23 protein-coding genes are annotated in these 24,098 nt (G+C 75.3%); 12 read left to right on the forward strand and 11 right to left on the reverse strand.

Annotated elements, in window-relative coordinates:
- The first annotated feature begins 184 nt into the window (after positions 1–184).
- Both ACSNN9_RS14780 and ACSNN9_RS14785 read left to right on the forward strand, forming a co-directional pair.
- The gene (locus tag ACSNN9_RS14780) at positions 185–427 is read left to right on the forward strand and encodes a DUF5522 domain-containing protein (RefSeq protein WP_436673671.1); all 243 of its coding nucleotides are present in this window, start codon (positions 185–187) and stop codon (positions 425–427) included.
- A gap of 88 nt (positions 428–515) precedes the next feature.
- Positions 516–1,064, forward strand: a complete 549-nt coding sequence (locus tag ACSNN9_RS14785; protein ID WP_436673672.1) for a hypothetical protein — start codon at positions 516–518, stop codon at positions 1,062–1,064.
- A gap of 22 nt (positions 1,065–1,086) precedes the next feature.
- On the opposite strand, the gene ACSNN9_RS14790 is transcribed toward ACSNN9_RS14785, so the two are convergent.
- Positions 1,087–1,773 carry a metal-dependent transcriptional regulator gene (locus ACSNN9_RS14790; protein WP_358084734.1) on the reverse strand — a complete coding sequence of 229 codons (687 nt, stop codon included), beginning with the start codon at positions 1,771–1,773 and terminating at the stop codon, positions 1,087–1,089.
- 97 nt (positions 1,774–1,870) lie between these two features.
- Here ACSNN9_RS14790 and ACSNN9_RS14795 point away from each other — a divergent pair, with 97 nt between their 5' ends.
- From ACSNN9_RS14795 to ACSNN9_RS14805, 3 genes are all read left to right on the forward strand, one after another.
- A complete protein-coding gene (locus ACSNN9_RS14795; RefSeq protein ID WP_436673674.1) occupies positions 1,871–2,728 on the forward strand; it encodes a sulfurtransferase in 858 nt (285 codons plus the stop codon).
- Between the two features lie 121 nt (positions 2,729–2,849).
- Positions 2,850–4,031 (forward strand): acetoin utilization protein AcuC, encoded by a 1,182-nt coding sequence (locus tag ACSNN9_RS14800; RefSeq protein ID WP_436673675.1) that lies wholly within the window; start codon positions 2,850–2,852, stop codon positions 4,029–4,031.
- 26 nt (positions 4,032–4,057) lie between these two features.
- A complete protein-coding gene (locus tag ACSNN9_RS14805) occupies positions 4,058–6,610 on the forward strand; it encodes a bifunctional acetate--CoA ligase family protein/GNAT family N-acetyltransferase (protein WP_436673677.1) in 2,553 nt (850 codons plus the stop codon).
- Between the two features lie 54 nt (positions 6,611–6,664).
- Here ACSNN9_RS14805 and ACSNN9_RS14810 read toward each other — a convergent pair whose 3' ends face one another.
- On the reverse strand, positions 6,665–7,072 hold the full coding sequence (locus tag ACSNN9_RS14810; protein WP_436673679.1) for a VOC family protein: 408 nt from the start codon (positions 7,070–7,072) through the stop codon (positions 6,665–6,667).
- Positions 7,073–7,173: 101 nt separating this feature from the next.
- Positions 7,174–8,190 carry an RNA polymerase sigma factor SigB gene (gene sigB / locus ACSNN9_RS14815; protein WP_436673680.1) on the reverse strand — a complete coding sequence of 339 codons (1,017 nt, stop codon included), beginning with the start codon at positions 8,188–8,190 and terminating at the stop codon, positions 7,174–7,176.
- Between the two features lie 259 nt (positions 8,191–8,449).
- Between sigB and ACSNN9_RS14820 the strand changes: the two genes are divergently transcribed.
- Positions 8,450–9,238: a sporulation protein gene (locus tag ACSNN9_RS14820; RefSeq protein WP_436673699.1), complete on the forward strand. Its 789-nt coding sequence runs from the start codon at positions 8,450–8,452 to the stop codon at positions 9,236–9,238.
- A 19-nt stretch (positions 9,239–9,257) separates the two neighbouring features.
- Here ACSNN9_RS14820 and ACSNN9_RS14825 read toward each other — a convergent pair whose 3' ends face one another.
- The 4 genes from ACSNN9_RS14825 to ACSNN9_RS14840 all read right to left on the reverse strand — a co-directional run bounded on the left by ACSNN9_RS14825 (position 9,258) and on the right by ACSNN9_RS14840 (position 16,079).
- On the reverse strand, positions 9,258–10,244 hold the full coding sequence (locus ACSNN9_RS14825; RefSeq protein ID WP_436673682.1) for a helix-turn-helix domain-containing protein: 987 nt from the start codon (positions 10,242–10,244) through the stop codon (positions 9,258–9,260).
- Between the two features lie 137 nt (positions 10,245–10,381).
- A complete protein-coding gene (locus ACSNN9_RS14830) occupies positions 10,382–14,077 on the reverse strand; it encodes a S8 family serine peptidase (RefSeq protein ID WP_436673684.1) in 3,696 nt (1,231 codons plus the stop codon).
- A 95-nt stretch (positions 14,078–14,172) separates the two neighbouring features.
- Complete coding sequence (dtd, locus tag ACSNN9_RS14835) at positions 14,173–14,595, reverse strand: D-aminoacyl-tRNA deacylase (protein WP_436673686.1); 423 nt, start codon at positions 14,593–14,595, stop codon at positions 14,173–14,175.
- Positions 14,595–16,079 carry a DUF7782 domain-containing protein gene (locus ACSNN9_RS14840; protein ID WP_436673688.1) on the reverse strand — a complete coding sequence of 495 codons (1,485 nt, stop codon included), beginning with the start codon at positions 16,077–16,079 and terminating at the stop codon, positions 14,595–14,597. Before ACSNN9_RS14840 ends, dtd begins: the two co-directional genes overlap by 1 nt.
- Before the next feature lie 144 nt (positions 16,080–16,223).
- Between ACSNN9_RS14840 and ACSNN9_RS14845 the strand changes: the two genes are divergently transcribed.
- Positions 16,224–16,805 carry an HhH-GPD-type base excision DNA repair protein gene (locus ACSNN9_RS14845; RefSeq protein ID WP_436673690.1) on the forward strand — a complete coding sequence of 194 codons (582 nt, stop codon included), beginning with the start codon at positions 16,224–16,226 and terminating at the stop codon, positions 16,803–16,805.
- Positions 16,806–16,861: 56 nt separating this feature from the next.
- On the forward strand, positions 16,862–18,100 hold the full coding sequence (locus ACSNN9_RS14850; RefSeq protein ID WP_436673692.1) for a low temperature requirement protein A: 1,239 nt from the start codon (positions 16,862–16,864) through the stop codon (positions 18,098–18,100).
- A gap of 9 nt (positions 18,101–18,109) precedes the next feature.
- On the opposite strand, the gene ACSNN9_RS14855 is transcribed toward ACSNN9_RS14850, so the two are convergent.
- Together ACSNN9_RS14855 and ACSNN9_RS14860 are read right to left on the reverse strand one after the other, a co-directional pair.
- Positions 18,110–18,421, reverse strand: a complete 312-nt coding sequence (locus ACSNN9_RS14855) for a hypothetical protein (RefSeq protein ID WP_311413457.1) — start codon at positions 18,419–18,421, stop codon at positions 18,110–18,112.
- A 13-nt stretch (positions 18,422–18,434) separates the two neighbouring features.
- The gene (locus ACSNN9_RS14860; RefSeq protein WP_225851882.1) at positions 18,435–18,722 is read right to left on the reverse strand and encodes a hypothetical protein; all 288 of its coding nucleotides are present in this window, start codon (positions 18,720–18,722) and stop codon (positions 18,435–18,437) included.
- Between the two features lie 106 nt (positions 18,723–18,828).
- Here ACSNN9_RS14860 and ACSNN9_RS14865 point away from each other — a divergent pair, with 106 nt between their 5' ends.
- A complete protein-coding gene (locus ACSNN9_RS14865) occupies positions 18,829–19,185 on the forward strand; it encodes a DUF3099 domain-containing protein (RefSeq protein ID WP_357871467.1) in 357 nt (118 codons plus the stop codon).
- Positions 19,186–19,187: 2 nt separating this feature from the next.
- On the opposite strand, the gene ACSNN9_RS14870 is transcribed toward ACSNN9_RS14865, so the two are convergent.
- Positions 19,188–20,078, reverse strand: a complete 891-nt coding sequence (locus ACSNN9_RS14870) for a carbohydrate kinase family protein (RefSeq protein ID WP_436673694.1) — start codon at positions 20,076–20,078, stop codon at positions 19,188–19,190.
- On the reverse strand, positions 20,075–21,004 hold the full coding sequence (locus tag ACSNN9_RS14875; RefSeq protein WP_121395955.1) for a pseudouridine-5'-phosphate glycosidase: 930 nt from the start codon (positions 21,002–21,004) through the stop codon (positions 20,075–20,077). The genes ACSNN9_RS14870 and ACSNN9_RS14875 overlap by 4 nt, the downstream gene beginning before the upstream one ends.
- An 87-nt stretch (positions 21,005–21,091) precedes the next feature.
- Here ACSNN9_RS14875 and ACSNN9_RS14880 point away from each other — a divergent pair, with 87 nt between their 5' ends.
- The 3 genes from ACSNN9_RS14880 (at position 21,092) to ACSNN9_RS14890 (ending at position 23,900) form a co-directional block, all read left to right on the forward strand.
- Complete coding sequence (locus ACSNN9_RS14880; protein ID WP_089001394.1) at positions 21,092–21,310, forward strand: DUF3039 domain-containing protein; 219 nt, start codon at positions 21,092–21,094, stop codon at positions 21,308–21,310.
- A 40-nt stretch (positions 21,311–21,350) separates the two neighbouring features.
- Positions 21,351–22,001, forward strand: coding sequence for a trimeric intracellular cation channel family protein (locus ACSNN9_RS14885; RefSeq protein WP_436673696.1), 651 nt, complete (start codon positions 21,351–21,353; stop codon positions 21,999–22,001).
- A gap of 168 nt (positions 22,002–22,169) precedes the next feature.
- A complete protein-coding gene (locus ACSNN9_RS14890; RefSeq protein ID WP_436673697.1) occupies positions 22,170–23,900 on the forward strand; it encodes a DEAD/DEAH box helicase in 1,731 nt (576 codons plus the stop codon).
- Positions 23,901–24,098 lie beyond the last annotated feature (198 nt).

Consider the following 24,098-nt stretch of genomic DNA (forward strand, 5'->3'; position numbering starts at 1 on the left):
GAACGCCGTGCGGAGTTGACCGACACCCGGGGAACCGACGCACGTCGCGGGCGTCCGGCCCGTCCATGGTCCATCGGGTCAGCCTGCCGGCCCCGCCCGGATCGACGCCACTGGTTATTCCGAACCCCGCAGATCGGCGCGCGCCCGGGGCGGGACACGACCGACGCGCCTCTAGACTGCGCCGGTGACCGGAGAGCGACGACCGCTGGCGGACCGGCCGCTGACCGAGCCGCACCCGTCCCGGCTGCCGCCGGAGCACCCGGACCGGGAGCGGATCCTGGCCGCGCACGCCGCCGCCCTGACCGCCGGTGAGGCCGGCTACCTCGACCCGGCCACCGGTCTCTACGTGCTCAGCGCGGGCTTCCTGGCCCGGCGCGGCACCTGCTGCGGGCGCGGCTGCCGGCACTGCCCGTACGTCGACGACTGAGCGACCCGCCGACGGAGGGCTACCGCGCGGGCGGGCCGCATCGTACGGTTTCCGGCGGCACGTCGAAGCGGACAGCGGGGGAGTGATCGTGCGCGGGCGGATGGTGGGCGCCGGGGTGACGGTGCTGCTGGTGACGGGCTGCGGCGCGGAGGCGGAACCGGTGGCCGTACCGCCGCCGGCGCCGGTCGCGGTCGAGGTGGCCGCCGCCTCCTCCGGCGGGGCGTGCCGGCTGCTGGACTTCGGCGTGATCGAGCAGCACGCGGGTGTCCGCTTCGACGTCGCGGCGGCCAGCGCGACGGGCGGCAGCCACACCTGCGTGGTGCGCGTCGGGCGGGCGACCCTGCCGGAGCTGACGCTGACCGTCACCGAGACGTCGATCGACGCGGCGACCTTCGCCTCGGACGTGGTGCCGGAGAAGGCGGCCAGGGTCTCCGGGCTCGGCCAGCGGGCGTACCGGCGGACCACCTCGGCCAAGGGCGCCTCGGGGCCGGTCGTGGAGGTGGGCTGGCTGGCCGCCGAGGGCCGCCTCGCCACCCTGCGCTACGCCACCCCGGGGGACGCCGGCAAGGCCGAGGCCGAGAAGCTGACGACCGCCCTCGTCGCCCTGGCCCAGGGACTCGACACCCGCGCCAGCTGACCCCGAGGGGCGACGGGGCGGGTCAGTGGGCGGCGACGAAGACGCGGGAGGCGATCTCGCGGGGCAGCCTGATCCGCTCGCCCGAACGGTCGATCGAGACCCCGTCGCGCTCCTGCGCCACCAGCACGGTCGCGCCCGGGTCGACGCCGGCGGCGTGCAGCTGCCGGAGGACGTCCGAGTCGGTCTGCACGCTCTCGCAGATGCGTCGCACCACGACCTGCCCCGACAGCCCGGGGAACGCCAGGTTGCGCTCACCCTCGATGGGGGCGGCGGCCGTCTGCTCCGGCTTGCCCAGCTCCTCCAGCCCCGGGATCGGGTTGCCGTAGGGGGAGCGGGTCGGCCGGTTGAGCAGGTCGTAGACCCGCTTCTCGACGGCGTCGCTCATCACGTGCTCCCACCGGCAGGCCTCCTCGTGGGCCTCCTCGTAGGGCATCCCGATGACGTTGACCAGCAGCAACTCGGCGAGCCGGTGCTTGCGCATCACGGAGACCGCGTTGCTGCGGCCGTGCGCGGTGAGCGCCAGGTGGCGGTCGCCCTCGACGGTCAACAAGCCGTCGCGCTCCATCCGGGCGACGGTCTGGCTGACGGTCGGCCCGCTCTGCCCCAACCGCTCGGCGATGCGGGCACGCAGGGGCGGCACCCCCTCCTCCTCCAGCTCGAGGATGGTCTTGAGGTACATCTCGGTCGTGTCGACCAGATCATGCTTCACGTCAGCGGACCTCCGGCCAACGATGCTACCTCGGCGTTCACCGAACGCCCCACGGCGAACCGCCAGGTCGGTGCCGGGATGGTGTTGACTGGACGCCATGTCCGCAACCGAGGATCTGTTGGTGGAGGCCGACCGGCTCGCGGTCGAACTCGGCCAGGCCGACCCGCCGACGCTGCTCGACGTCCGCTGGCGGCTCGCCGGGCCGCCCGGCCGGGACGACTACGCCGCCGGTCACCTGCCCGGCGCGGTCTTCGTCGACCTGGACACCGCGCTCTGCGGGCCGCCCGGCCCCGCCGGCCGACACCCGCTGCCCGACCCCGCCGCCCTCCAGGCCGCGCTGCGGGCCGCCGGCGTGCGCGCCGGTCATCCCGTCGTGGTGTACGACGGTGGCGACGGCATGGCCGCCGCCCGCGCCTGGTGGACCCTGCGCTGGGCGGGCCACCGGCCGGTACGGCTGCTGCACGGCGGCTTCCCGGCGTGGCTGGCCGCCGGGCTGCCCACCAGCACGGCGGCGCCGGACCCGCAACCGGGCGACGTCGAGGTGCGCCCCGGCGCGCTGCCGGTGCTCGACGCGGGGGAGGCGGCCCGGCTGGCCACGGCCGGCGAGGGGGTCCTGCTCGACGTGCGGGCCGCGCCGCGCTACCGGGGCGAGACCGAGCCGATCGACCCGGTCGCCGGGCACGTCCCCGGCGCGGTGAACCTGCCCGCCGGCGGGTACGTCGCCGAGGGTCGGTTCCCCGCCGCCGAGGCGCTGCGCGAGCGGTTCGCCGCCGCCGGGGTGGGCGACGACCGGCCGGTCGGGGCGTACTGCGGGTCGGGGGTGACCGCCGCGCAGGCCGTGTTCGCGCTGCACCTGGCCGGCCGGCCGGACGCGGCGCTCTACGTCGGCTCGTGGAGCAACTGGGTCGCCGACCCGGCCCGCCCGGTCGCCACCGGGCCGGCCCCGGGCGGCTGAGCGGCACCGCGCCCCGGGCCGACCCCGGGCGGCTGGGCGGAACGGCGCGAACCGGGGCGACACCGGGCGGCTGAGCAGCGCGTGCGCGGGTGCGCCGGGGTACGCGTGCGACGATGAGGCCATGTCCGACGACACGGTGGTGGTGTGGGACGAGTCGCTGCTCGCCTACGACATGGGGGACCATCCCCTCGACCCGGTACGGGTGGAGCTGACGTTCGCCCTGGCCCGGGAGTTGGGTGTCCTCGCGCGTCCCGGGGTGCGGCTGGTGAAGCCGGAGCCGGCCGACGACGCGCTGCTGAGCCGGGTGCACGACCCGCGCTACCTGGCCGCGGTGAAGGTCGCCCCCCGCGACCCGCTCTTCGCCGGCTTCGGGCTGGGCACCTCGGACAATCCGGTCTTCGAGGGGATGCACGAGTCCAGCGCGCTGGTCGCCGGCGCCACCGTGGCGGCGGCCGAGGCGGTCTGGCGGGGCGAGGCCCGGCGGGCGGTCAACGTGGCCGGGGGCCTGCACCACGCCATGCCGGCCCGGGCCGCCGGCTTCTGCGTCTACAACGACCCGGCGGTGGCCATCGCCCGCCTGCTCGACCTGGGCGCCGAGCGGGTCGCGTACGTCGACGTGGACGTGCACCATGGCGACGGGGTGCAGCAGGTCTTCTGGAACGACCCGCGGGTGCTCACGGTCAGCGTGCACGAGACGCCGCTGGCGCTCTTCCCGGGCACCGGCTTCCCCGACGAGACGGGCGGGCCGGGCGCCGAGGGCAGCGCCGTCAACCTCCCGCTGCCGCCGGGAGTGGACGACGCCGGCTGGCAGCGCGCCTTCCACGCGGTGGTGCCGTCGGTGCTGCGCGCGTTCCGGCCGCAGGTGCTGGTGACCCAGTGCGGCGCCGACGGGCACCGGCTCGACCCGCTGGCCGACCTGAACCTCTCCGTGGACGGGCAGCGCGCCACCTACCTGGCCCTGCGGGCGCTCGCCGACGAGCTCTGCGAGGGCCGCTGGGTGGCCACCGGCGGCGGCGGGTACGCGCTGGTCGAGGTGGTGCCCCGGGCCTGGGCGCACCTGCTCGCGGTGGCCACCGGGGAGCCGATCGATCCGGCGACGCTGACCCCGCCGCCGTGGCGGGAGCTGGCCGCCGCGCGCCGGCCGGGCCGGCAGATCCCGCTGCGGATGACCGACGACGTCGACCCGGCGTACGAGCCGTGGCAGCCGACCGGCGAGCCGACCGCGGTGGACCGGGCGATCGCGGCGGCCCGCAAGACCGCCTTCCCGCTGTTCGGGCTCGATCCGCACGACCCACGCGACTGATCCGCCGGGCGGAGGGGACCGCACAGGTGACCACGGTGGAACCGGTGGACGTGCTGCTCAGCGACGGCACCACGGTGCAGCTGCGGCCGATCCGCCCGTCGGACGGGCCGGGCATCGTGGCGATGCACTCGCGCTTCTCCGAGCGCACCCGCTACCTGCGCTACTTCTCGCCGTACCCGCGCATCCCCGAGCGGGACCTGCACCGCTTCGTCAACGTCGACCACCGCGACCGGGAGGCGTTCGTGGTGCTGGTCGGCGACCGGATCGTCGCCGTGGGCCGCTACGAGCGGCTCGGCCCGGAGGCGCCCGAGGCCGAGGTGGCGTTCGTGGTCGAGGACGCCTACCAGGGCCGGGGCATCGGTTCGGTGCTGCTGGAGCACCTGGCCGACGCGGCCCGCCGCAACGACATCGCCAACTTCGTGGCGGAGGTGCTGCCGGCCAACGGCGCGATGCTGCGGGTCTTCTCCGACTTCGGCTACCAGGTCCAGCGGCAGTTCGCCGACGGCGTGGTGCACCTGACCTTCCCGATCGCCCCCACCGACGCGACGCTGGAGGTGCAGCGCGGGCGGGAGCACCGCACCGAGGCCCGCTCCGTCGCCCGGCTGCTCGCCCCGCGCGGCGTCGCCGTCTACGGCGCCAGCGCCACCGGCCGGGGCGTCGGCGCGGCGGTGCTCGGGCACCTGCGCGACGGCGGCTACCCGGGCGCGGTGGTTCCGGTGCACCCGAGCGCGGCGACGGTCGCCGGGCTGCCCGCGTACCGCTCGGCGGCCGATGCCGGCGTGCCGGTCGACCTGGCGGTGGTGGCGGTCCCGCCGGAGGCGGCGACGCAGGTGGTCGCCGACGCGTCCGCCGCGGGCGCGCACGGCCTCGTGGTCATCTCGGCGGGCTTCGCCGAGGCCGGCGGCGAGGGCGCGGCCGCGCAGCGCGCGCTGGTCCGCGCGGCGCACGCGGCGGGCATGCGCGTGGTCGGCCCGAACTGCCTGGGGGTGGCCAACACCGACCCGGCGGTACGCCTCAACGCCACCCTCGCCCCCCGGCTGCCGGTGCCCGGCCGGGTGGGCATCTTCAGCCAGTCCGGCGCGTTCGGGGTGGCGCTGCTGGCCGAGGCGGACCGGCGCGGGCTGGGCCTGTCCAGCTTCGTCTCGGCCGGCAACCGGGCCGACGTCTCCGGCAACGACCTGCTCCAGTACTGGCAGGACGACCCGGGCACCGACGTGATCATGTTGTACCTGGAGACCTTCGGCAACCCGCGCAAGTTCGCCCGGCTGGCCCGGCGGATCGGCCGGGACAAGCCCGTCGTGGCGCTCGCCTCGCCGGCCCGGCCGCCCGGGGTGGGCGACTCCGCCGGTCCGGACGAGGTGGCGGTCGCCGCGCTGTTCGCCCACTCCGGCGTGATCCGGGTGGACACCGTCGCCGAGCTGCTCGATGTCGGGGTGCTGCTGGCCCATCAGCCGCTGCCCGCCGGGTCGCGCGTCGGGGTGGTCGGCAACTCCTCGGCGCTGACGGGGCTGGCGGCCACCGCCTGCGCCGCGCAGGGGCTCACCGTCGCCCGGGGTCACCCGCGCGACGTCGGCCCGCGCGCCGGCGCGGCCGAGTTCGCCGCCGCGCTCGCCGGGACGGGCGCCGACGACGAGGTGGACGCGCTGGTGGTGGTGTTCGCCCCGCCGCTGCCCGGCCAGCTCACCGACACGGAGGCGGACTTCACGGCCGCGCTGCCGAGCGCGTCCGCCGCCGGCAAGCCGACCGTGGCGACGTTCCTGGCCGGCCGGGCGCCCGCCGGGGTGCCCGCCTACCCGAGCGTGGAGGAGGCCGTCCGCGCCCTCGCCCGGGTCACCGCGTACGCCGACTGGCTGCGCCGGCCGGCCGGGGTGCCGCCGGAGCTGCCCCGGGTGGACCGGGCGGCGGCGCACGCCGCGCTGCACCCGGAGGCCCTCGACCCGGTGGGGCTGCTCGCGGCGTACGGCATCGACGTGGTCGGTTCCGTGCCGGTGCGCTCCGCCGAGGCGGCCGTCGACGCGGCGGCCCGCCTGGGTTTCCCGGTGGCCCTCAAGGCAGCCGCCCCCGGCCTGCGGCACCGGCTCGACCTCGGCGCGGTCCGGCTCGACCTGCCCGACGCGGCCACGGTCCACCGCGCGTACGCGGAGATGTCGGCGGTCTTCGGCGCGGACGTCCTGGTCCAGCCGATGGTCCCACCCGGCGTGGCCTGCGTGGTCGAGCTGGTGGAGGACCCGGCGTTCGGGCCGGTGGTCGGCTTCGGGCTCGGCGGCGTCGCCACCGAACTGCTCGGCGACCGGGCCTGGCGGGCGGTGCCGCTGACCGACCTGGACGCGGTCGAGCTGGTCGACGAGCCCCGGGCGGCGCCGCTGCTGCGCGGGCACCGGGGCGCGGCGCCGGTGGACCGGGCGGCCCTGGCGGACCTGCTGCTGCGGGTCGGCCGGCTCGCCGACGAGCAGCCCCGGGTGCGCGCGCTGACCCTCAATCCGGTGCTCGCCCGCCCCGACGGCATCTCGGTGCTGCACGCCACCGTCCGGGTCGGTTCCGCCGTGGCCCGCCCCGACACCGGGCCCCGCCGGCTGTGAGGAAGGGCGCCCTCCCGTCGCCCGCGGAGGACGCCCTTCGCGGCGGTGGAGCGGTCAGGCCCGCGCGGAGATCTGCTGCACCGCCCAGGCGTTGCCGTCGGGGTCGGCGAAGTGGACGAAGCCGACGTTGTCCAGCGGGTCCGGCACCGGGCGGGGATTGACGCCGACGACCTGGATCTCGCTGACCTCGACGCCGCGTCCGACCAGCTCCGCCCGCGCCCGGCGCAGGTCGGGCACGACCAGTTGGAGGCCCTTGAGCGAGCCCGGCGGCATGTCCGGCAGCACCCCCTTGCCGATCACGATCGAGCAGCCCGAGCCGGGCGGGGTCAGCTGCACGATCCGCGCGTCGTCGTCGATCACCGTGTCGTGGTCCACGGCGAAGCCGAGCTGGTCGGCGTAGAACGACTTGGCCCGGTCCACGTCGGAGACCGGCACGACCACCACTTCCAGGGTCCAGTTCACACCCGTTGGTAGCCCGTCGGCCGGCCCGGGTCAAGGAACCCGGCCCGGACGCCACGCGGGGCCCCGGCGAACCGCCGGGGCCCCGCGTGGTCCGGAGGAGGTCAGCAGGCGTACGCCTCCAGGCGCTGCGCCCGCTCCGGGTCGCGCAGCTTCAGCAGGGTCACCTTCTCGATCTGCCGGATCCGCTCCCGGGACAGGCCGAACTCCCGGCCGACCTCGTCGAGGGTGCGCTGCCGGCCGTCGTCGAGGCCGAACCGGAGCCGGATCACGGCCTGCTCGCGCTGGGAGAGGGTGGAGAGCACGATGCTGACCTCGTTGCGCAGCTCGCCCTGCGCGGCGGCGTCGCCCGGCTCGGCGCTCGGGTCGACGGCGGCGACGAAGTCGCCGAGCGCGCTCTCGCCGTCCTCACCGACGGCCTGGTCGAGGCTCACCGGCTCCCGGTCGTACGAGATCAGCTCGATCACCTGGAACTCCGGGATGTCCATGGCCCGGGCCACCTCGGCGACGGTGGGCTCACGGCCCAGCGAGACGGAGAGCTCGCGGCGGGCCCGGACCATGCGGTTGACCTGCTCGACCATGTGCACCGGGATGCGGATGGTGCGGGCCTGGTCGGCCATCGCCCGGGTGATCGCCTGCCGGATCCACCAGGTGGCGTACGTGGAGAACTTGTAGCCCTTGGCGTAGTCGAACTTCTCGACCGCGCGGATCAGGCCGAGGTTGCCCTCCTGGATCAGGTCGAGGAAGGCCATGCCGCGACCCGTGTAGCGCTTGGCGATGCTGACCACGAGGCGCAGGTTCGCCTCCAGCAGGTGGTCCTTCGCGGCCCGGCCCTGCGCGACGATCAGCTCCAGGTCGGCCCGCAGCTCCGCCGAGACGGGGGTGCAGGTCGCCAGCTTCTCCTCGGCGAACAGGCCGGCCTCGATCCGCTTGGCGAGGTCGACCTCCTGGGCGGCGGTCAGCAGCTTCGTCCGACCGATCCCGTTCAGGTACGCCCGGACCAGGTCCGTGGAGACGCCACGCTCGTCGGTGGCGTCGAGGTCGGTCAGGGTGTCGGTGGCGCTCGCGGCCTCGGTGGTGCCGGCCGGGCGCGTCCGGTGCTCCGTCATCTGCAGGGCCATCTCAGTTTCTCCCCGTGTCCACGTCTGTGCCGTTGGTTCCGGCCCAGTGGTGCCGGTGTGACACACAGCTTGGCGGGCGGGGCGTGAAACGGGAGTGAGGCGATCGGGGACCCGACACGAATTCCGTCGATGGCCTGCTCAGCGTGGGCGCTTCGTCGCCGAGCGCTTGTTGCCGCGGGCGGTTACCGTGCCATCGGTCGGCCGACATGGCCGGCGCCGCCGGCGACGTCGGCGCACCAAACAGGTTATGGAGGGTGTCGTGGTCTTCAAGCGGCTCATGCAGGCGATGGGTGTGGGTGGCCCGTCCGTGGAAACCGTGCTGACGAATCCGAACTGCCGCCCCGGCGGTCAGCTGGAGGGCGTCGTCCACGTGGCCGGCGGCGACCACCTCGTCGACGTGTCGTACGTCGCCCTGGGCCTGGTCACCCGGGTCGAGGTCGAGAGCGGCGACAACGACTACGAGACCACGCAGGAGTTCCACCGGCAGGCCGTCACCGGCGCGTTCCGGCTCGACGCGGGGCAGCGCCACGACATCCCGTTCCGCTTCGCCGTGCCGTGGGAGACGCCGCTCACCGAGCTGTACGGGCAGCACCTGCACGGGATGACGATGGGGCTGCGTACGGAGCTGGAGGTGGCCCGCTCGGTCGACAAGGGCGACCTGGACGCGGTGGCGGTGCACCCGCTGCCGTCGCAGCAGAAGATCCTGGAGGCGTTCCTGCGGCTGGGCTTCCGGTTCGCCCGGGCCGACGTGGAGCGGGGCCACATCTACGGCGTGCGGCAGACCCTGCCCTTCTACCAGGAGATCGAGTTCTACCCGGCGCCGCAGTACGCCGGGGCGATCAACCAGCTGGAGGTCACCCTCGTCACCGACCCGCAGCAGATCCAGGTGGTGCTGGAGTTGGACAAGCGCGGCGGCCTGTTCACCGAGGGCCGGGACGCCTTCGGCCGCTTCACCGTCGACCACGCCACCGCCGAGCGCACCGACTTCACCCCCCAGCTCGACGGCTGGATCCGCCAGTCGCTCCAGCGCCGCGGCCTCTTCTCCTGACGCGATGCGCGCCGGGCGGTCAGGCCCAGCCGTGGCGCGCGGCGTGCCAGCCGAGCTGCATCCGGGTCTCCACCCCCGCGAGGTCCATCAGGTGGCGCAGGCGCCGCTGGAGGGTCCGCAACGACAGGTCGAGCTGGGCGGCGACGACCGGGTCGGTGAGCCCGGCCAGCAGCAGCGCCAGGATCCTCCGGTCCAGCTCGGTCGGGCCGTAGGCCGCCTGCGCGGCGGTCCGGTCGCCGGCGGGGCCGGTCAGCGCCGCCGAGTCGAGCGGGTGGGCGTGCCGCCACACGATCTCGAACAGCGCGTCCATCGCCGCCAGCAGCCCGGTGCGGTGCAGCAGTACCGCGCCGGGCTCGCCACCGGGCGTGGCGGTCAACGGCACCAGGGCCAGCTCCGCGTCGGCCAGGACCAGCTTGATCGGCAGGTGGTCGACCACCCGCACCTGGACGCCGTCGCGCAGCGACTCCAGCGTCTCGGCCACCACCCCCGGTTCGGCCAGCGTCGGCCGGTCGATCACCACCCGGAAGCGCACCCCCTGACGGACCGCCGCCGACTCCACGGCGTTGGTGCCCGGCGGTACGGCGATGAACGGGGTGGTGACGAAGCTGCGCACCTCCGTGCGGGCGGCGTGCTGCACCTGCGCGAACCGGTGCCGGACGGCGTCGACGCCGCTGACCACCTCGATCAGCTCGTCGATCGTGCGTCCCGCGATCGACGACCGGTACTCCTCGGCGAGCGTGACCAACGCGAGTTCCGCGCTGCGCAGGGCGCCCCGCTGCTCGCTGATCAGCGCCCCGAGCGCGACGGCGGGCGGCGCCACGGAGAACTGCCCGTCCGGGCCGCGCTTCACCAGCCCGTACGCCGTCAGCTGCGACAGCGCCGCCTCGACCGTAGCCGCCGGCATCCGCAGGGCGTCGCTGAGCTCGGCCCGGCCGGCCTGGGACCGTCGGACCAGCAGGCCGTAGACCGCCTCGTCCTCCGGGCTCAGGCCCAACGCGCCCAGCATCGGTGGCTGCCTCCCTCTGCCCGCCGCGGCACGCAGAGTATGGGACATGCCCGCCGGTCCCGACCAGCCCGGGCGGCCCGGCCGATCGTCGGGAAGGGCCCCGGGACGCGTACCGTCCCGGGGCCCCGCCGGCCCTGTCACCGCAGGCCGTACGCCCGGATGAGTTCCTGCCGGATGCCGAAGCCGGCGTCCGTCGTGGCGCTGGCGCGCACCGACACGAAGCCGCCCGACTGCTTCGGCAGCGTGAGCGAGCCGTCCCAGAGGTCGCCCGCGCCCTTACTCAGGGTCACCTTCTGCCAGGTGGCGCCGTCGTCGTACGAGACGTCCAGAGTGACCGACGTCACCGTGCCGGTGCCGGTGCCGCCCGGCTGCGGCCCGGCCTTGACGCTGATCCGCTGGCGGGTGCCCGCCCTGACGTCGCCGCGCAGGTCGGTCTCCAGCGCGTAGTCGAGCTGGAGCAGCGCGAACGGGACGAAGGTGTCGGCGTCGTTCGAGCCGGAGACGAAGTCCCACTCGGTGCGCGTGCGGGTGGAGAGCCGCCACCGCTCGGCCGGTCGCGAGGCCTCCAGCACCAGGCGGTACGGCAGCGTGCCGGCGGGCACCGGCGTCCACTGGAGGTCGGCGTTCCAGGTGTTCTCGCCCACCAGCTTGTCGCCCTGGTAGAGCTTGAGGTGGGTCGGCACCGAGCCCCACTCCAGGTTGCCGCCGTGCTCCAGCACGTCGTCCGACGGGCTCCAGGCCTGCACGTTCAGGGTCAGGTAGTCCCGGTAGCGGCTGTTGCGCACCCCGAACGCCCGGCTGAAGGCCGGCCGGACGGCCGGCGCGAACCAGTCCAGCCTGGTCGTGGTGCCCCCGACGTACGTGTTCAGGTAGGCGGTGTCGGTCCAGCCGCCCTGGTCGTGCACCTCGTGCCAGACCACATCGGGCGTGACCCACTCGGTGCGCGTGCCCGGGTGCGACTCGGGCTCCTGGAAGCCGAACGAGGGGCTGAAGACCATGTCGTACCGGTAGCCGGCGCCGGGGGCGTCCACGGCCGCGTGGTAGCGGGCGTCGATCCGGCCCAGGTCCCGCTGGCGGGGGTGGTAGGCGAGCGGCTGGTCCGGCACCTGTCGGGGCCAGACCCGGACCAGGTCGTAGACGTAGCCGGCGTACGGGACCCGGGCGACGGTCAGCTTCCGCGGCCCGCCCCGGGCCGCGGCGATCAGCTGCTTCCCGGCGTCGCGGTGCACGGTGGCGACGGGGATGGGGGACTCGCCGACGTACTCGTTGAGGATGCCGGCGCCGTCGTGGACGACGAGCAGCAGCTTCGCCCCGGCCGCCGCTGCCGCGGCGCCGCGCTCCGGCGGGCTCACCGCGTCGCTGCGGGTCACCACCACGGCCTGGCCCCTGACGTCGAGCCCGGCGTACTCACCCGGGGCGCCCGTGCCGGCGTGGACCGGCCGCAGCGACTCCGTGCCGGCGGTGACGGTGCTGCCCGGCTGGACCGTGGCGTCGACCGGGGGCTGGCCGGGGACGCGCAGGCTCAGCATGGGCTCGCCCTTGCGCCAGCGGGCCGCCATGGTGAACGAGCCCTTGCCGACCGGCTCGGTGGGCAGGACGTAGAGGTCGTCGTAGCGCACCGGCAGCTGGTACGCCGCCCGGAAGTCGTTGCCCTCGTCGTAGCCGACCGTGTAGTCCAGCCGGCGCTGCCGGTCCTCGGTCCGCTCCGGCGTGGTGGTGTCGAGCAGGCGTGCCCGGCGCGCGTCCAGCGTCACCTCGGCAGCGCGGTCCAGCACGGTCTCCGGGTCCACCAGCAGGGCGAACCCGAGGCGGTCGGGCCGCTCGCCGGGCACGTCGAGTGCCGCCTCCACCGTGTAGTTGCCCGGCGGCAGCCGCAGCGTCCGCTCGCCGTCGACCGGGTAGTGCGAGGGGTTGCGGTCGCCGGCCCGGTGCACCAGGACCACCGCGCTGGCGGGCTCGCCGTCGCGGCCGATGAGCTTGATCGTCAGGTCGTGCCGTTCGGGCTCCTTGAGCAGGCCCAGGGCGGTGCGGGTGACCGCCGTCCCGGTGGCGGCGTCGGTGCCGACCAGGTAGCCGGTCAGCTCACCGTGGACGGCGCCGCGCGGGTCGCCCGTCACCGCGACGTCGGCGCTGCCGCCCGCCGGCACCGTCACCGAGGAGGCGCCCAGCGCGAACGGGCCCCCGCCGGTCAGGGCGAGGTCGAGGGTCACGGGGGTGGTGCCGGCGTTGGTGAAGGTCACCGACCGGGTGACCGGGGCGTCGGTCGGCTCGTGCGGCCAGTCGAAGGTGCCGAAGAACGCCGAGCCGGTGGCCCGTACGGTGGCGCGCACCGCCGCCGCGACGTCCAGCCGGCCGGTGCCCACCTGGTACGGCCGGTACTCGTCGGCGAGGCCCTTGGCGCTGCTGGTCAACGCGTCCTTGAGCTGCTGCCCGGACCAGCCCGGGTGCTTCTGGGCGAGGATCGCGGCGGCCCCGGAGACGTGCGGCGTGGCCATCGACGTGCCGTCCATGCTCTGGTACGCGCCCTCGCCGGCGGCCTGCTGCGAGCGGGCCGCGGTGATCCCGACGCCGGGCGCGGTGAGGTCCGGCTTGAGCGCGCCGGTGCGCGCCAGCGGGCCGGTGCTGGAGAAGGGCGCCAGCGCGTCCTGCTTGTCGACGGCGCCCACGGTCAGCGCGCTCGGCGCGGTGCCGGGCGACCCGATGGTCTGCGGGCCGGCGTTGCCGGAGGCGACGACGAAGAGCGTGCCGTGCCGCGCGGACAGCGTCTCCACGGCGGCCGCCATCGGGTCGGTGCCGTCGGTCAGCGACCCGTCGCCCAGGCTCATGCTGACGACGTCGGCGCCGGACTCGGCCGCCCACTGCATGCCGGCGATGATCCAGGAGTTCAGGCCCTGCCCGGCGTCGTTGAGCACCTTGCCGACGATCAGGTCCGCGCCCGGGGCGACGCCCCGGTGGTCGCCGCCGGAGGCCGCGCCGGTGCCCGCGATCGTCGAGGCGACGTGGGTGCCGTGTCCGTTCACGTCCGAGGTGTCCTCGCCCGGCACGAAACTGGCCTTGTCGTCGATCTGGCCGGCCAGGTCGGGGTGACCAGGGTCGACCCCGGTGTCGAGCACCGCCACGGTCACCCCGCTGCCGTCGTACCCGGCGGCCCAGGCGGCGGGCGCGCCGACCTGCGGCACGCTCTCCTTCAGCGCCGCCGTCACCCGGCCGTCGAGCCAGAGCTTCCCCACCCCCGCGCCGAGGGCCCTGGCCGGCGCCGCCGCCGTGGCGGGCGCGACGGTGGACCAGAAGGTCCGAACCTGCTTCTTCTCGGTGGACAGCGCCGCGCCCCGGATGCTGGGCAGGTCGCGGACGAGCTTCGCGCCGCGCGGGGCGGCCGGCTTCCCCGAGCGGGCCTTCGCCGCGGTGTACGCCGCGATCAGCGGCAGCGTCGGGCTCTTCGCGTCGTCGTACCCCATCTCGATGAGGTCGGTGACGTTGAACAGCCGCCGGTCGAGCTTGCCGCCGTCGAGCAGCGGCAGCGCCTCGTCGGGCAGGACGTAGAGGTCGTCGCCGCTCTGCCGGACGCGTACGCCGCCGGTGGCGTCGTCGGGCCGGTCGACCTCGGCGGTGGCTCTGCCGTCGGCGAGGGTGGTCACCGTGACCACGTCGCCCGTGATCAGGGTGACGGTGTGGGTGTCCCGGGTGGCGGCGGGGGCGGCCGGGGGCGGGCCGGCCGCCGTGGCCGGCGTCTGGATCGCGGCGAGGCCGGCCGCGACCAGACCGGCCGACGCGGCGGCGGTCAGCCGCCGTCTCGCGCGGCCCCAGGTGAAGGGCTGTGAGGGGGATGACATGCGACGGTTCTACCGTCGTCACTCCACCCGCGTGAACAGTTGCCGGCGGCGGGGTTGTGCCACGGCGCGACTCCGCCACCGGCCTGCGGGGCCGGTCAGAGTTCGAGCAGCACCGTGCGGGGGCCGACGTTGACGCTCTCCACCAGCATGTGGGCGCGGAAGCGGCCGGTCTCCACCTTCGCGCCCCGGGCGCGCAGCGCCTCCACGACCGCCGTCACCAGGGGCTCCGCCACCTCGGCCGGAGCGGCCGCGGTCCAGCTCGGGCGGCGGCCCCTGCGGGCGTCGCCGTAGAGGGTGAACTGGCTGACCACCAGGATCGGCGCGCCGGTGTCCGCAGCGGACCGTTCGTCGTCGAGGATCCGCAGCTCGTGCACCTTGCGGGCCATCGTGCCGGCGGTCTCGACGGTGTCGGTGTGGGTGACCCCGAGCAGCACCAGCAGCCCGTCGTCGATCGCGCCGACCACCTCGCCGTCGACCGTCACGCAGGCCCGGCCGACGGTCTGCACCACGGCCCGCATCAGTCGGCCGCCGGCTCGATGAAGCCGCGCTCGACGAGGTGCGCGACGATCGGCCCCGCCGCCTCGGCCAGCTCCTCGGGAGCGACGTCGTGCGCGGCGGCGAGCAGGGCGAGCTGGTCGCGCAGCGGCAGCCGCCCGTCGGCCCCGCCGACCAGGGCCAGGACGAGAGGGTCGATCTCCTCGGTCCAGCGCAGGCCGTGCGGCATGGCCAGCACCTGCCGGTCCACCGCCCAGCCCTCGTCGCCCATGGTCGCCTCCTGCCGCAGCTGGAGGCCGTCGGCGGCCCGGAAGCGGGCGTCGAGCAGCCCGTCGGTGTCGCGGGCGCGGAGCCAGTCCTGACGGTCGAACCACGCGCCGACGCGGTCGCCGAGCGGCGCCTCGACCCGCTGGCGCAGGTCCTCCACCCGGACGACCGGGTCGTCGTGCCCGGCGCGGCGCAGCGAGACGATGCCGAAGCCGATCGCCTCCACCTTGTGCGCGTCGAACCAGTCCAGCCAGTCCGCCATCCGGCGCGGGTCGGCCGCCTCGCCGACGTCGGTGAGCCAGAGGTTGACGTACGCCATCGGGTCGGCCACCTCGCGCTGGATGACCCAGGCGTCCAGTCCCGTGCCGGCGAACCAGCCGGTCACCCGCTCGCCCCAGTCCTCCCCGGCGACGTGCACCCAGTTGGCCAGGTACTGCATGGTGCCGCCCTCGGTGAGCAGGCCGGGCGCGGCGGCGGCCAGCTCCGCGCCGATCGCGTCGCCGACCCGCCCCGAGTCGCGGTAGACGTGCGTGGTGGTGCCGGGGCCGACCACGAACGGCGGGTTGCTCACCACCAGGTCGAAGCGCCGCCCGGCGACGGGGGCGACCAGGTCGCCGCGGAGCAGCTCCCAGTCCTGGCCGTTGAGCGCGGCGGTGGTGGCGGCGAAGCGCAGCGCCCGCGCCGAGAGGTCGGTGGCGGTGACCCGCCGCGCGTGCGTGGCCAGGTGCAGGGCCTGCACGCCGGAGCCGGTGCCCAGGTCCAGCGCGGCCTCGACGGGGCGGCGGACGGTCGCGCCGATCAGCGTCTGCGTCGCCCCGCCGATGCCGAGGACGTGCTCGGCGTGCAGCGGGCGGCCGGGCCGGGCGCTCGCGGGCACGTCGGCGAGCACCCACCAGTCGTCCCCGTACGGCTCGAGGTCCACGCCCATCCGCAGCCCGTCGCCGTGCCGCTCGACCAGGCCCCCGGCGAGCGCCTCGGCCAGCGACAGCGGCGCCAGCGCGGCCGCCACGGCGGCCTCCGGCTCGGTCTGCTCGCAGACGAACACCCGGATCAGGGTGTCGAGCGGGTCGCCGTCCCCGGTGGCGCGCAGCGCCGCCCGGAAGTCGTTGCGGGCCACCCCGCCGGTGGCCTGCGGGCCGAGGCGGGTGGCGATGCCGTTCGAGGTGAACCCGGCCCGGGTCAGCGCGGTCCGCAGCGCCTCGACCCCGGCGGGGGAGAGCAACATGTCGTGTTCGTCCACGTCGCCATCCTGCCTGGTGCCCGGCGCGGGCACGCGGCCGCCCGGCCGATCCTCCGGCCCGGTGGTCGCCGTCCGGGACCGATGTGCGTACCCGACGCGCGTGTCCGGGTACCGGCCGCTGCGGGTGGTGACAGCATTGTCGCCATGACGCTCGCACTGCCCATCGACCCCGAGGCCAACCGGCTGCTGGCGCGCAGCCCGCTGGCGCTGCTGCTCGGCATGGTCCTCGACCAGCAGGTGCCGATGGAGAAGGCGTTCTCCTCGCCGTACGTGCTGGCGGAGCGGCTCGGACGCGACCTGGACGCCCGGGAACTGGCCGAGCACGACCCGGAGGCGCTGGTCGCCCTCTTCGCCCGGCCGCCGGCCCTGCACCGCTTTCCGAAGGCGATGGCGGCCCGGGTCCAGGAGGTGTGCCGGGTCCTCGTCGACCGGTACGACGGCGACGCCGCCCGGCTCTGGTCCGACGCGGCCGACGGCCGGGAGTTGCTGCGCCGCATCGGTGAGCTGCCCGGCTTCGGCGCGCAGAAGGCGCAGATCTTCCTCGCGCTGCTCGGCAAGCGGTTCGGGGTCACGCCCGAGGGCTGGCGGGAGGCGGCCGGCGGCTACGGCGAGCCGGACGCCCACCGGTCGGTGGCCGACGTCACCGACGCGGACTCGCTGCGCCGGGTGCGCGAGTACAAGCAGCAGATGAAGGCGGCGGCGAAGGCGAAGACCGCCGGGGGCTGACGCAACCGCCACGTCGCGGCGGTCGTTGTAGCCAGGATGGCGACGACGGGCAACCGATGACGGACGAACGCGGCGGGCGGCTGCTGCGGCCGGAGGACAGTTCGCCCCGGGCCACCTTCCTGGAGCTCTTCTTCGACCTGGTCTTCGTCTTCGCGCTGACCCGGGTCTCGCTGCGCCTGATCGACGGCACCGGAGGCTCCGTCGGGATCCTGCTCGCCGAGATCGGGCGCACGGGCGTGCTCTTCCTGGCCCTGTGGCTGCTCTGGTCGATCACCACCTGGGTCACGAGCCGGTACGAGCCGGAGCAGCCGGTGATCCAGTTCGTCGTGGTCGGGTCGATGTTCGGCGCCATGGTGATGGCCGTGGCGCTGCCCCGGGCGTTCGAGGACCGGGCACCCTCGTTCGTGCTGGCGTACCTGGCGGTGATGCTCGTCCGCCCGCTGGTCATCGCCACGGCCCTGCGCCGCCATCCGCGCCGCACCGTGCCGTGGCGACTCTTCGCCTGGGCGGTCGCGGGCGCCGTGCCGTGGCTGGCCGGGGCGTTCGGGCCGGAGCAGCTGCGCCTGCCGCTCTGGACGCTCGCCGTGGTCGTCGACTACACCGGCCTGCTGCTCGGCTGGCCGTTGCCCCGGCTGGGCCCGGCGCGCACCGCCGGCTGGCTGATCGCCGGCGAGCACCTGGCCGACCGGTACCAGCAGATCTTCCTCATCTCGCTGGGGGAGACCATCCTGGTCATCGGGCTGACCTACACCGGCGCGGAGTTCACCGCCGACCGGGCCGGCGCCTTCGCGACCGCCTTCCTCACCACGGCGCTGCTCTGGCGGATCTACTTCCACCGGGCGGGCCACCTGCTCGCCGAGGCGCTGCGGGAGGCCCGCTCGCCCGGGCGGCTCGGCGCCTCCGCCAGCAGCACCCACCTGGTCATCGTGATCGGTGTGCTCAGCACCGCCGTGGGCTACGAACTGGTGATCGCGCACCCCCACGGGCGGACCGACCCGACCTGGCTGGTCTTCGTCGTCGGCGGCCCGGCGATCTTCCTGGCGGCCCGGGCCCGCTTCGAGTACGAGATCTTCGGCCGGGTGTCCCGGTCGCGGGTCGTGGGCCTGCTGGCGCTGCTCCTGCTGTCGCCGGCGCTCACCCTGGGGCCGCCCATGCTGGCGCTGGCGCTCGTCGCCCTGGTGCTGGCGGGGGTGGCGTCCGCCGACGCGTGGCGCAGCAGAGGTCGCCCGCCCGAGCCGGCCGCGTCGCCGCTCGGGCACGGCGGGACCGGCGGGGGCGAGTTTCCCGCGCCGTGACCGGTCGGGTCAGGCGGCGGTCGGCCGGGAGAGGGCGGCCAGCGCCCGCCGGACGTCGGCGAGGGAGACCGTGGCCGAGTCGTCCAGGTCGGCCAGGCCGGCCTCGATCCACTGCCGCATGAGCGTGGTGACCCCGATGCCGCGCGCGTCGGCGGCGGCGCGGACCCGTTCGTACGTCTCCAGTGGCAGGCGTACCGAGCGGCTGACCATGGGGGTGTCGGTGTCGGGGGTGGGCAGCTCCACCTGCTGGCTCCCGTCGATCAGCTCCGCGAGCCGGTCACCGCCGCTGTGGAACTGCTTGGTCGCGTCGTTACGGTTCATCGTCACCGCCTCCTCATCGGCGAGATCTCCGCACGGCCTCGTCGTAGCGCTTCGCCTCGACGTCGCTCAGCTCGCGGGCGGAGAGGATGTCCCAGTCGTTGTCGGTGCCGTCGGCCTCGGCGAGCAGCACGGCCAACCGGCGCCCCCGGCGGGCGGCGGCGTAGACGACCATCACGTCGTCGCCGAGGTGCCGGATCACCCGGCGGGTGCTGTGCAGCGCCTCCCAGACTTCCCCGGGCGTGACGTCGTAGACCCTCAGGTTGGCCAACGCCTCGTCGGTGAAGCTGAACCTGCTGCCCACGGCGCGAGCGTACCACGCAGGTAACACGAGGCCGGGTCGAGCGATTTTCGCTGATCACGCGTCGCAGGTGACAGGATGGGGTGTAACCCCCTCGAGGAGGTCCGTGGTGAAGCGTCAGGCGTACCAGCCGATCCTGATCACCGACGCCTCGCGCAGCCAGGACGACCAGCTCACCAGCCGTCAGAAGCGCTACGTGCTGATGATGGGCATCCGGGTGGCCTGCGTGATCGTCGGTGCCGTCCTGGTCGGCGTGCAGGCCCCGCTGCTCTGGCTCTGGCTGCCGATGGTGGCCCTGGGGATGGTGCTCATCCCCTGGCTGGCGGTCCTGCTGGCCAACGACCGCCCGCCCAAGGAGCAGCACCGGCTGGCCAACCGGTTCCAGCCGCGACACCGGGACGAGACCCCGCCGATGAGCCTCACCGCCGAGGAACGCCCCCACAAGATCATCGACGTCGAGCCCTGAGGTCAGGGGCGGGCGCCCACCTGGGAGACGGCGAGGGCGCCGAGGTCGCCGGCGCGGCCCAGCGCCACCGCCGGCTGCGCGCCGTCGAGCCAGGCGGCCAGCAGCCCGGCCGCGAACGCGTCCCCGGCCCCGGTGACGTCGACCACCGCCACCCGGCGCGCCGGCGCCACGGTGGCCGAGGAGTCCCGGTCCACCCAGACCGCCCCGGCCGCGCCCTGCTTGACCACGACCCGCCGGGCGGAGGCCGACAGCGCCCGCCCCTGCGCCGCCGGGTCCATCCCACCGGCCAGCACCGTCGCCTCGTCGGCGTTGACCAGGAGCAGGTCGACCCCGCGTACCCAGGACAGGAAGGCCGCCGCGCCGACCCGCCGCAGCGGGGCCGCGGAGGCCGCGTCGACGCTGGCGGTGAGCCCGCGCTCGCGGGCGGCGGCCAGCGCGCGCAGCCCCGCCGGTCGGGACTCGTCGTCCAGCAGCGTGTACCCGGACAGGTGCAGGTGCCGCGCGTCCGGCGACGCGGCCAGCGCCGCGTCGACGTCGGCCGGGGCCAGCCGCAGGTTCGCGCCCCGCTCCGTGATCATCGACCGCTCCCCGGCCGTGGCCAGCACGATGACCGTCCCGGTGGCGCGGCCGGGGCACACGGTCGTCGCGCAGTCGACCCCGGCGCGTTCCAGCTCGGCCACCCGGTCCCGCCCGGCGTCGTCGTCGCCGACGGCACCGACCAGCGTGACCGGTACGCCCTGGGCCGCGAGCCAGGCCGCCGTGTTGGCGGCCTGCCCGCCGCCGCTGAACCGGATCGCCGCGGGCGTGTCCGACCCGGTGGCCATCGGCCCGGCCAGCACCGCCACCACGTCGGTGATCAGGTCACCGACGACGAGGACGCGGCCTGCGGTCATGCCCCGGCGCGGCGGGCGGCCGCGGCGACGGCGATCCGGGCGGCGAGGTCGGCGTTGCGCAGGATGATCCGGACGTTCACCGCCAGGCTCGCCCCCTCGGTCGCCGAGTGGAAGTGCGCGAGCAGGTAGGGCGTCACGGCCTTGCCGGTCACCCCGTCGCGCTCCAGCAGGGCCAGCCCGTCGGCGAGGGTCCGGTCGTGCAGCTCCGGGTCGAGCTGCTCGTCGGTCGGCAGCGGGTTGGCCACGATCAGGCCGCCGTGGTGCACGCGCTGCTGCTCCCGGGCCGCCAGCACGTCCGCGACCTGCTCGGCCGAGTCCAGCGACCAGTCCAGGTCGAAGCCGCCGTCGGTGATGAAGAAGCCGGGGAAGCGCCGGGTCCGGAAGCCGACCACGCCGACGCCGAGGGTCTCCAGCCGCTCCAGGGTCGCGCCCACGTCGAGGATCGACTTGACCCCGGCGCAGACCACCGCGATCGGCGTCCGGGCCAGGGTGACCAGGTCGGCCGACTCGTCGAAGGTCTGCGCCGCCTCCCGGTGCACCCCGCCGAGGCCGCCGGTGGCGAACACCCCGATCCCGGCGGCGGCGGCCACCGCGCTGGTCGCGGCCACGGTCGTGGCGCCGTCCGCGCCGGTCGCGGCGGCGAGGGCGAGATCGCGTACGGAGAGCTTGGCGACCCCGTCGACGGTGGCGAGCCGGGTCAGCTCCGCGTCGTCCAGGCCCACCACGAGCCGCCCGCCGACCATGCCGATGGTCGCCGGGACCGCACCCGCGTCGCGGACGGCCTGCTCGATCTCGCGGGCCACCCGGAGGTTGTCCGGCCGGGGAAGGCCGTGCGAGACGATGGTGCTCTCCAGGGCGACGACGGGACGCCCGTCGCGCAGGGCGTCGGCAACCTCGCTGCCGTAGCGGATGTGAAAGTCGGTCACGTCACCACCGTACGGCCCCCGTCCGGGTTACCTGCAGTGGACCGGACCGGGGGTGACCTGCCAGACTTGACGGTCGGAGGTGCAGAAGTGAGCACAGAGGTTCTCGAGCGTCCGGAGCTGAAGGACGCCGACACCGGTCCCGAGATGTTCCACTACGTGCGTAAGGAGAAGATCGCCGAGAGTGCCGTCATGGGCACCTTCGTCGTGGCGCTGTGCGGGGAGACCTTCCCGGTCACCAAGGCCGCCAAGCCCGGCTCGCCGGTCTGCCCGAAGTGCAAGGAGATCTACGACTCCTGGGGCGAGTGACCGTGGGCGGCCTCCCCGGTCGCGCACGTAACCTTCGCCGGTGACCACCTCCACCGCCCTGCTCCTCGCCGACCTCACCGGAGTGGCGGTCTTCGCCGCCTCCGGGGCCTCCGCGGCGGTGGCCAAACGGCTCGACCTCTTCGGCGTCGTCTTCGTCGGCTTCGTGGCCGCGCTCGGCGGCGGGATCTTCCGGGACCTGGCGATCGACGAGGCGCCGCCGCTGGCCTTCGGCGACTGGCGGTACGCCGCCACGGCCGCCGTCACCGCCGCCGCCGTCTTCTGGCTGCATCCCCAGTTCGCCCGGCTGCGCACCACCGTGCTGGTGCTGGACGCGGCCGGGCTGGGGCTGTTCACCGTCACCGGCACGGTCAAGGCCCTCGACGCCCAGGTGCCGCCGGTGGGCGCCTGCGTCATCGGCATGCTCACCGCGATCGGCGGCGGTCTCGGGCGGGACCTGCTCACCGCCGAGATCCCGGTGGTGCTGCGGCGGGAGATCTACGCCGTGGCCGCGCTCGCCGGCTCGATCCTCGTGGCGCTGCTGGACGCCCTCGGGCACGCCAACGCCGGCTGGCTGACCGCGGCGGCAGCGGTGGTCTTCCTGCTCCGCCTGGTGGCGCTGCGGCGGCGCTGGTCGGCGCCGGTGGCCACCCTGCGTCCCCCGCGTACGGGAACCCGCGGCAGCCACCCCTGACCCGGGTGGCGGATGTGACCAGCGTGGCGTCGGCTGGGTCCGGCGGCCCGTGCTGGTTATGCTGAGTCGGCCTTCGCGGCACCATCTGCGCGGAGGCGTTTTCATGGGCGGCGGTACCCGTGGCCCTCGCCCGGGGTCCGCCGTCAGGCGGTCGGAGAGGAGCTTCCCGTGGCGGCCCGGTTGCCGGCGATCGAGACGTTTCCGGCACTGCGCGCATGGCAGCGCAAGGCACTCGTGGAGTACCTGCGCCGGCGGGACCCCGACTTCACGGCGGTCGCCACCCCGGGCGCCGGAAAGACCACCTTCGCCCTGCGGATCGCCGCCGAGCTGCTCGCCGACGGCACCGTCGAGGCGGTGACCGTGGTGGCCCCGACCGAGCACCTGAAGACCCAGTGGGCGCAGGCGGCGGCCCGGGTCGGCATCCAGCTCGACGCGGCGTTCCGCAACGCCGACCTGCACTCCTCCGCCGACTTCCACGGCGCCGTCGTGACGTACGCGCAGGTGGGCATGGCGCCCCAGGTGCACAAGCGGCGCACCCTCACCCGGCGCACCCTGGTCGTCCTCGACGAGATCCACCACGCGGGCGACAGCCGTTCCTGGGGCGACGGGGTGAAGGCCGCCTTCGAGGGCGCCGAGCGCCGGTTGATGCTCACCGGAACCCCGTTCCGCTCCGACGACAACCCGATCCCGTTCGTCAGCTACGAGCGGGGCGGGGACGGCCTGCTGCGCTCCCGCGCCGACTCGGTCTACGGCTACGCCGACGCGCTGCGCGACGGCGTCGTCCGGCCGGTGCTCTTCCTGGCGTACTCGGGGGAGACCCGGTGGCGCACCAACGCGGGGGAGGAACTGGCGGCGCGGCTCGGCGAGCCGATGACCCAGGACCTCGTCGCGCAGGCGTGGCGCACCGCGCTGGACCCGGCGGGCGACTGGATGCCCCAGGTGCTGCGGGCCGCCGACGCCCGGCTGACCGTGCTGCGCAACGCCGGGATGCCCGACGCCGGCGGGCTCATCATCGCCAGCGACCAGCAGGCCGCCCGCTCGTACGCGAAGCTCATCGCGCAGGTGACCGGCGAGCGCGCGGCGGTGGTGCTCTCCGACGACGTGGGCGCCTCGGCGCGGATCGCCACGTTCGCGGCGTCCGAGCAGCGCTGGCTGGTGGCGGTCCGGATGGTCTCCGAGGGCGTCGACATCCCCCGGCTGGCCGTGGGCGTGTACGCCACCAGCGCCAGCACCCCGCTCTACTTCGCGCAGGCGATCGGCCGGTTCGTCCGCGCCCGCCGCCCCGGCGAGACCGCCTCGGTCTTCCTGCCCAGCGTGCCGCACCTGCTCGGGCTGGCCAGCGAGATGGAGGCCGAGCGGGACCACGTGCTCGGCAAGCCGAAGGACCGCGAGGGCTTCGACGACGACCTGCTGGAGCGCGCCCAGCGCGCCGACCAGGCCAGCGGCGAGCTGGAGAAGCGGTTCGCCGCGCTCTCCGCGACGGCCGAGCTGGACCAGGTGATCTTCGACGGCGCCTCGTTCGGCACCGCCGCGCAGGCCGGGACGCCCGAGGAGGAGGAGTACCTGGGCCTGCCCGGGCTACTCACCGCCGACCAGGTGGCCCTGCTGCTGACCAAGCGGCAGCAGGAGCAGCTCGCGGCCCAGCGCCGCCGGGCCGCCAGGCCCGCTGAGGCGGCCGCTGAGGCGCCCACGGCCCCGCCGGCACCAATGAGTGCCGCCCAGCGTCGCGTCGCCCTACGGCGCCAACTGAACGCCCTCGTGGCCGCCCGGCACCACCGCACGGGGCAGCCGCACGGGAAGATCCACGCGGAGCTGCGCCGCCTCTGCGGCGGGCCGCCGAGCGCGCAGGCCACCATCGAGCAGCTCGAGGAACGCATCGCCACCGTCCAGACCCTCTGACGGGGCAGGCTGGTCGCGACGGCCGGCCGGTGCGTGCGGCCGGGGGGTTGCGTGGCCGCCCGTGGCGGGACCGCGCGATCCGTTCCGCCCGTGCCCCCTCGGGCGGGCCGGGCCCGCTTGTCGCGGGTCGGTTCGCGCCCCCCCGGCGGGCGTGGCGGGGGCTGGGCGGTGGACACGAAAAGCCGGGGGGGGGGCCCC

Source organism: Micromonospora sp. URMC 107, from assembly GCF_051386315.1.
GTDB lineage: Bacteria > Actinomycetota > Actinomycetes > Mycobacteriales > Micromonosporaceae > Micromonospora.

Coding starts and splice junctions, on each gene's coding strand:
- ACSNN9_RS14795 (WP_436673674.1), top strand. CDS start 1,871: ATGTCCGCAACCGAGGATCTGTTGGTGGAGGCCGACCGGCTCGCGGTC.
- ACSNN9_RS14800 (WP_436673675.1), top strand. CDS start 2,850: ATGTCCGACGACACGGTGGTGGTGTGGGACGAGTCGCTGCTCGCCTAC.
- sigB (WP_436673680.1), bottom strand. CDS start 8,190: ATGGCCCTGCAGATGACGGAGCACCGGACGCGCCCGGCCGGCACCACC.
- ACSNN9_RS14825 (WP_436673682.1), bottom strand. CDS start 10,244: ATGCTGGGCGCGTTGGGCCTGAGCCCGGAGGACGAGGCGGTCTACGGC.
- ACSNN9_RS14830 (WP_436673684.1), bottom strand. CDS start 14,077: ATGTCATCCCCCTCACAGCCCTTCACCTGGGGCCGCGCGAGACGGCGG.
- dtd (WP_436673686.1), bottom strand. CDS start 14,595: ATGCGGGCCGTGGTGCAGACCGTCGGCCGGGCCTGCGTGACGGTCGAC.
- ACSNN9_RS14845 (WP_436673690.1), top strand. CDS start 16,224: ATGACGCTCGCACTGCCCATCGACCCCGAGGCCAACCGGCTGCTGGCG.
- ACSNN9_RS14850 (WP_436673692.1), top strand. CDS start 16,862: ATGACGGACGAACGCGGCGGGCGGCTGCTGCGGCCGGAGGACAGTTCG.
- ACSNN9_RS14855 (WP_311413457.1), bottom strand. CDS start 18,421: ATGAACCGTAACGACGCGACCAAGCAGTTCCACAGCGGCGGTGACCGG.
- ACSNN9_RS14870 (WP_436673694.1), bottom strand. CDS start 20,078: ATGACCGCAGGCCGCGTCCTCGTCGTCGGTGACCTGATCACCGACGTG.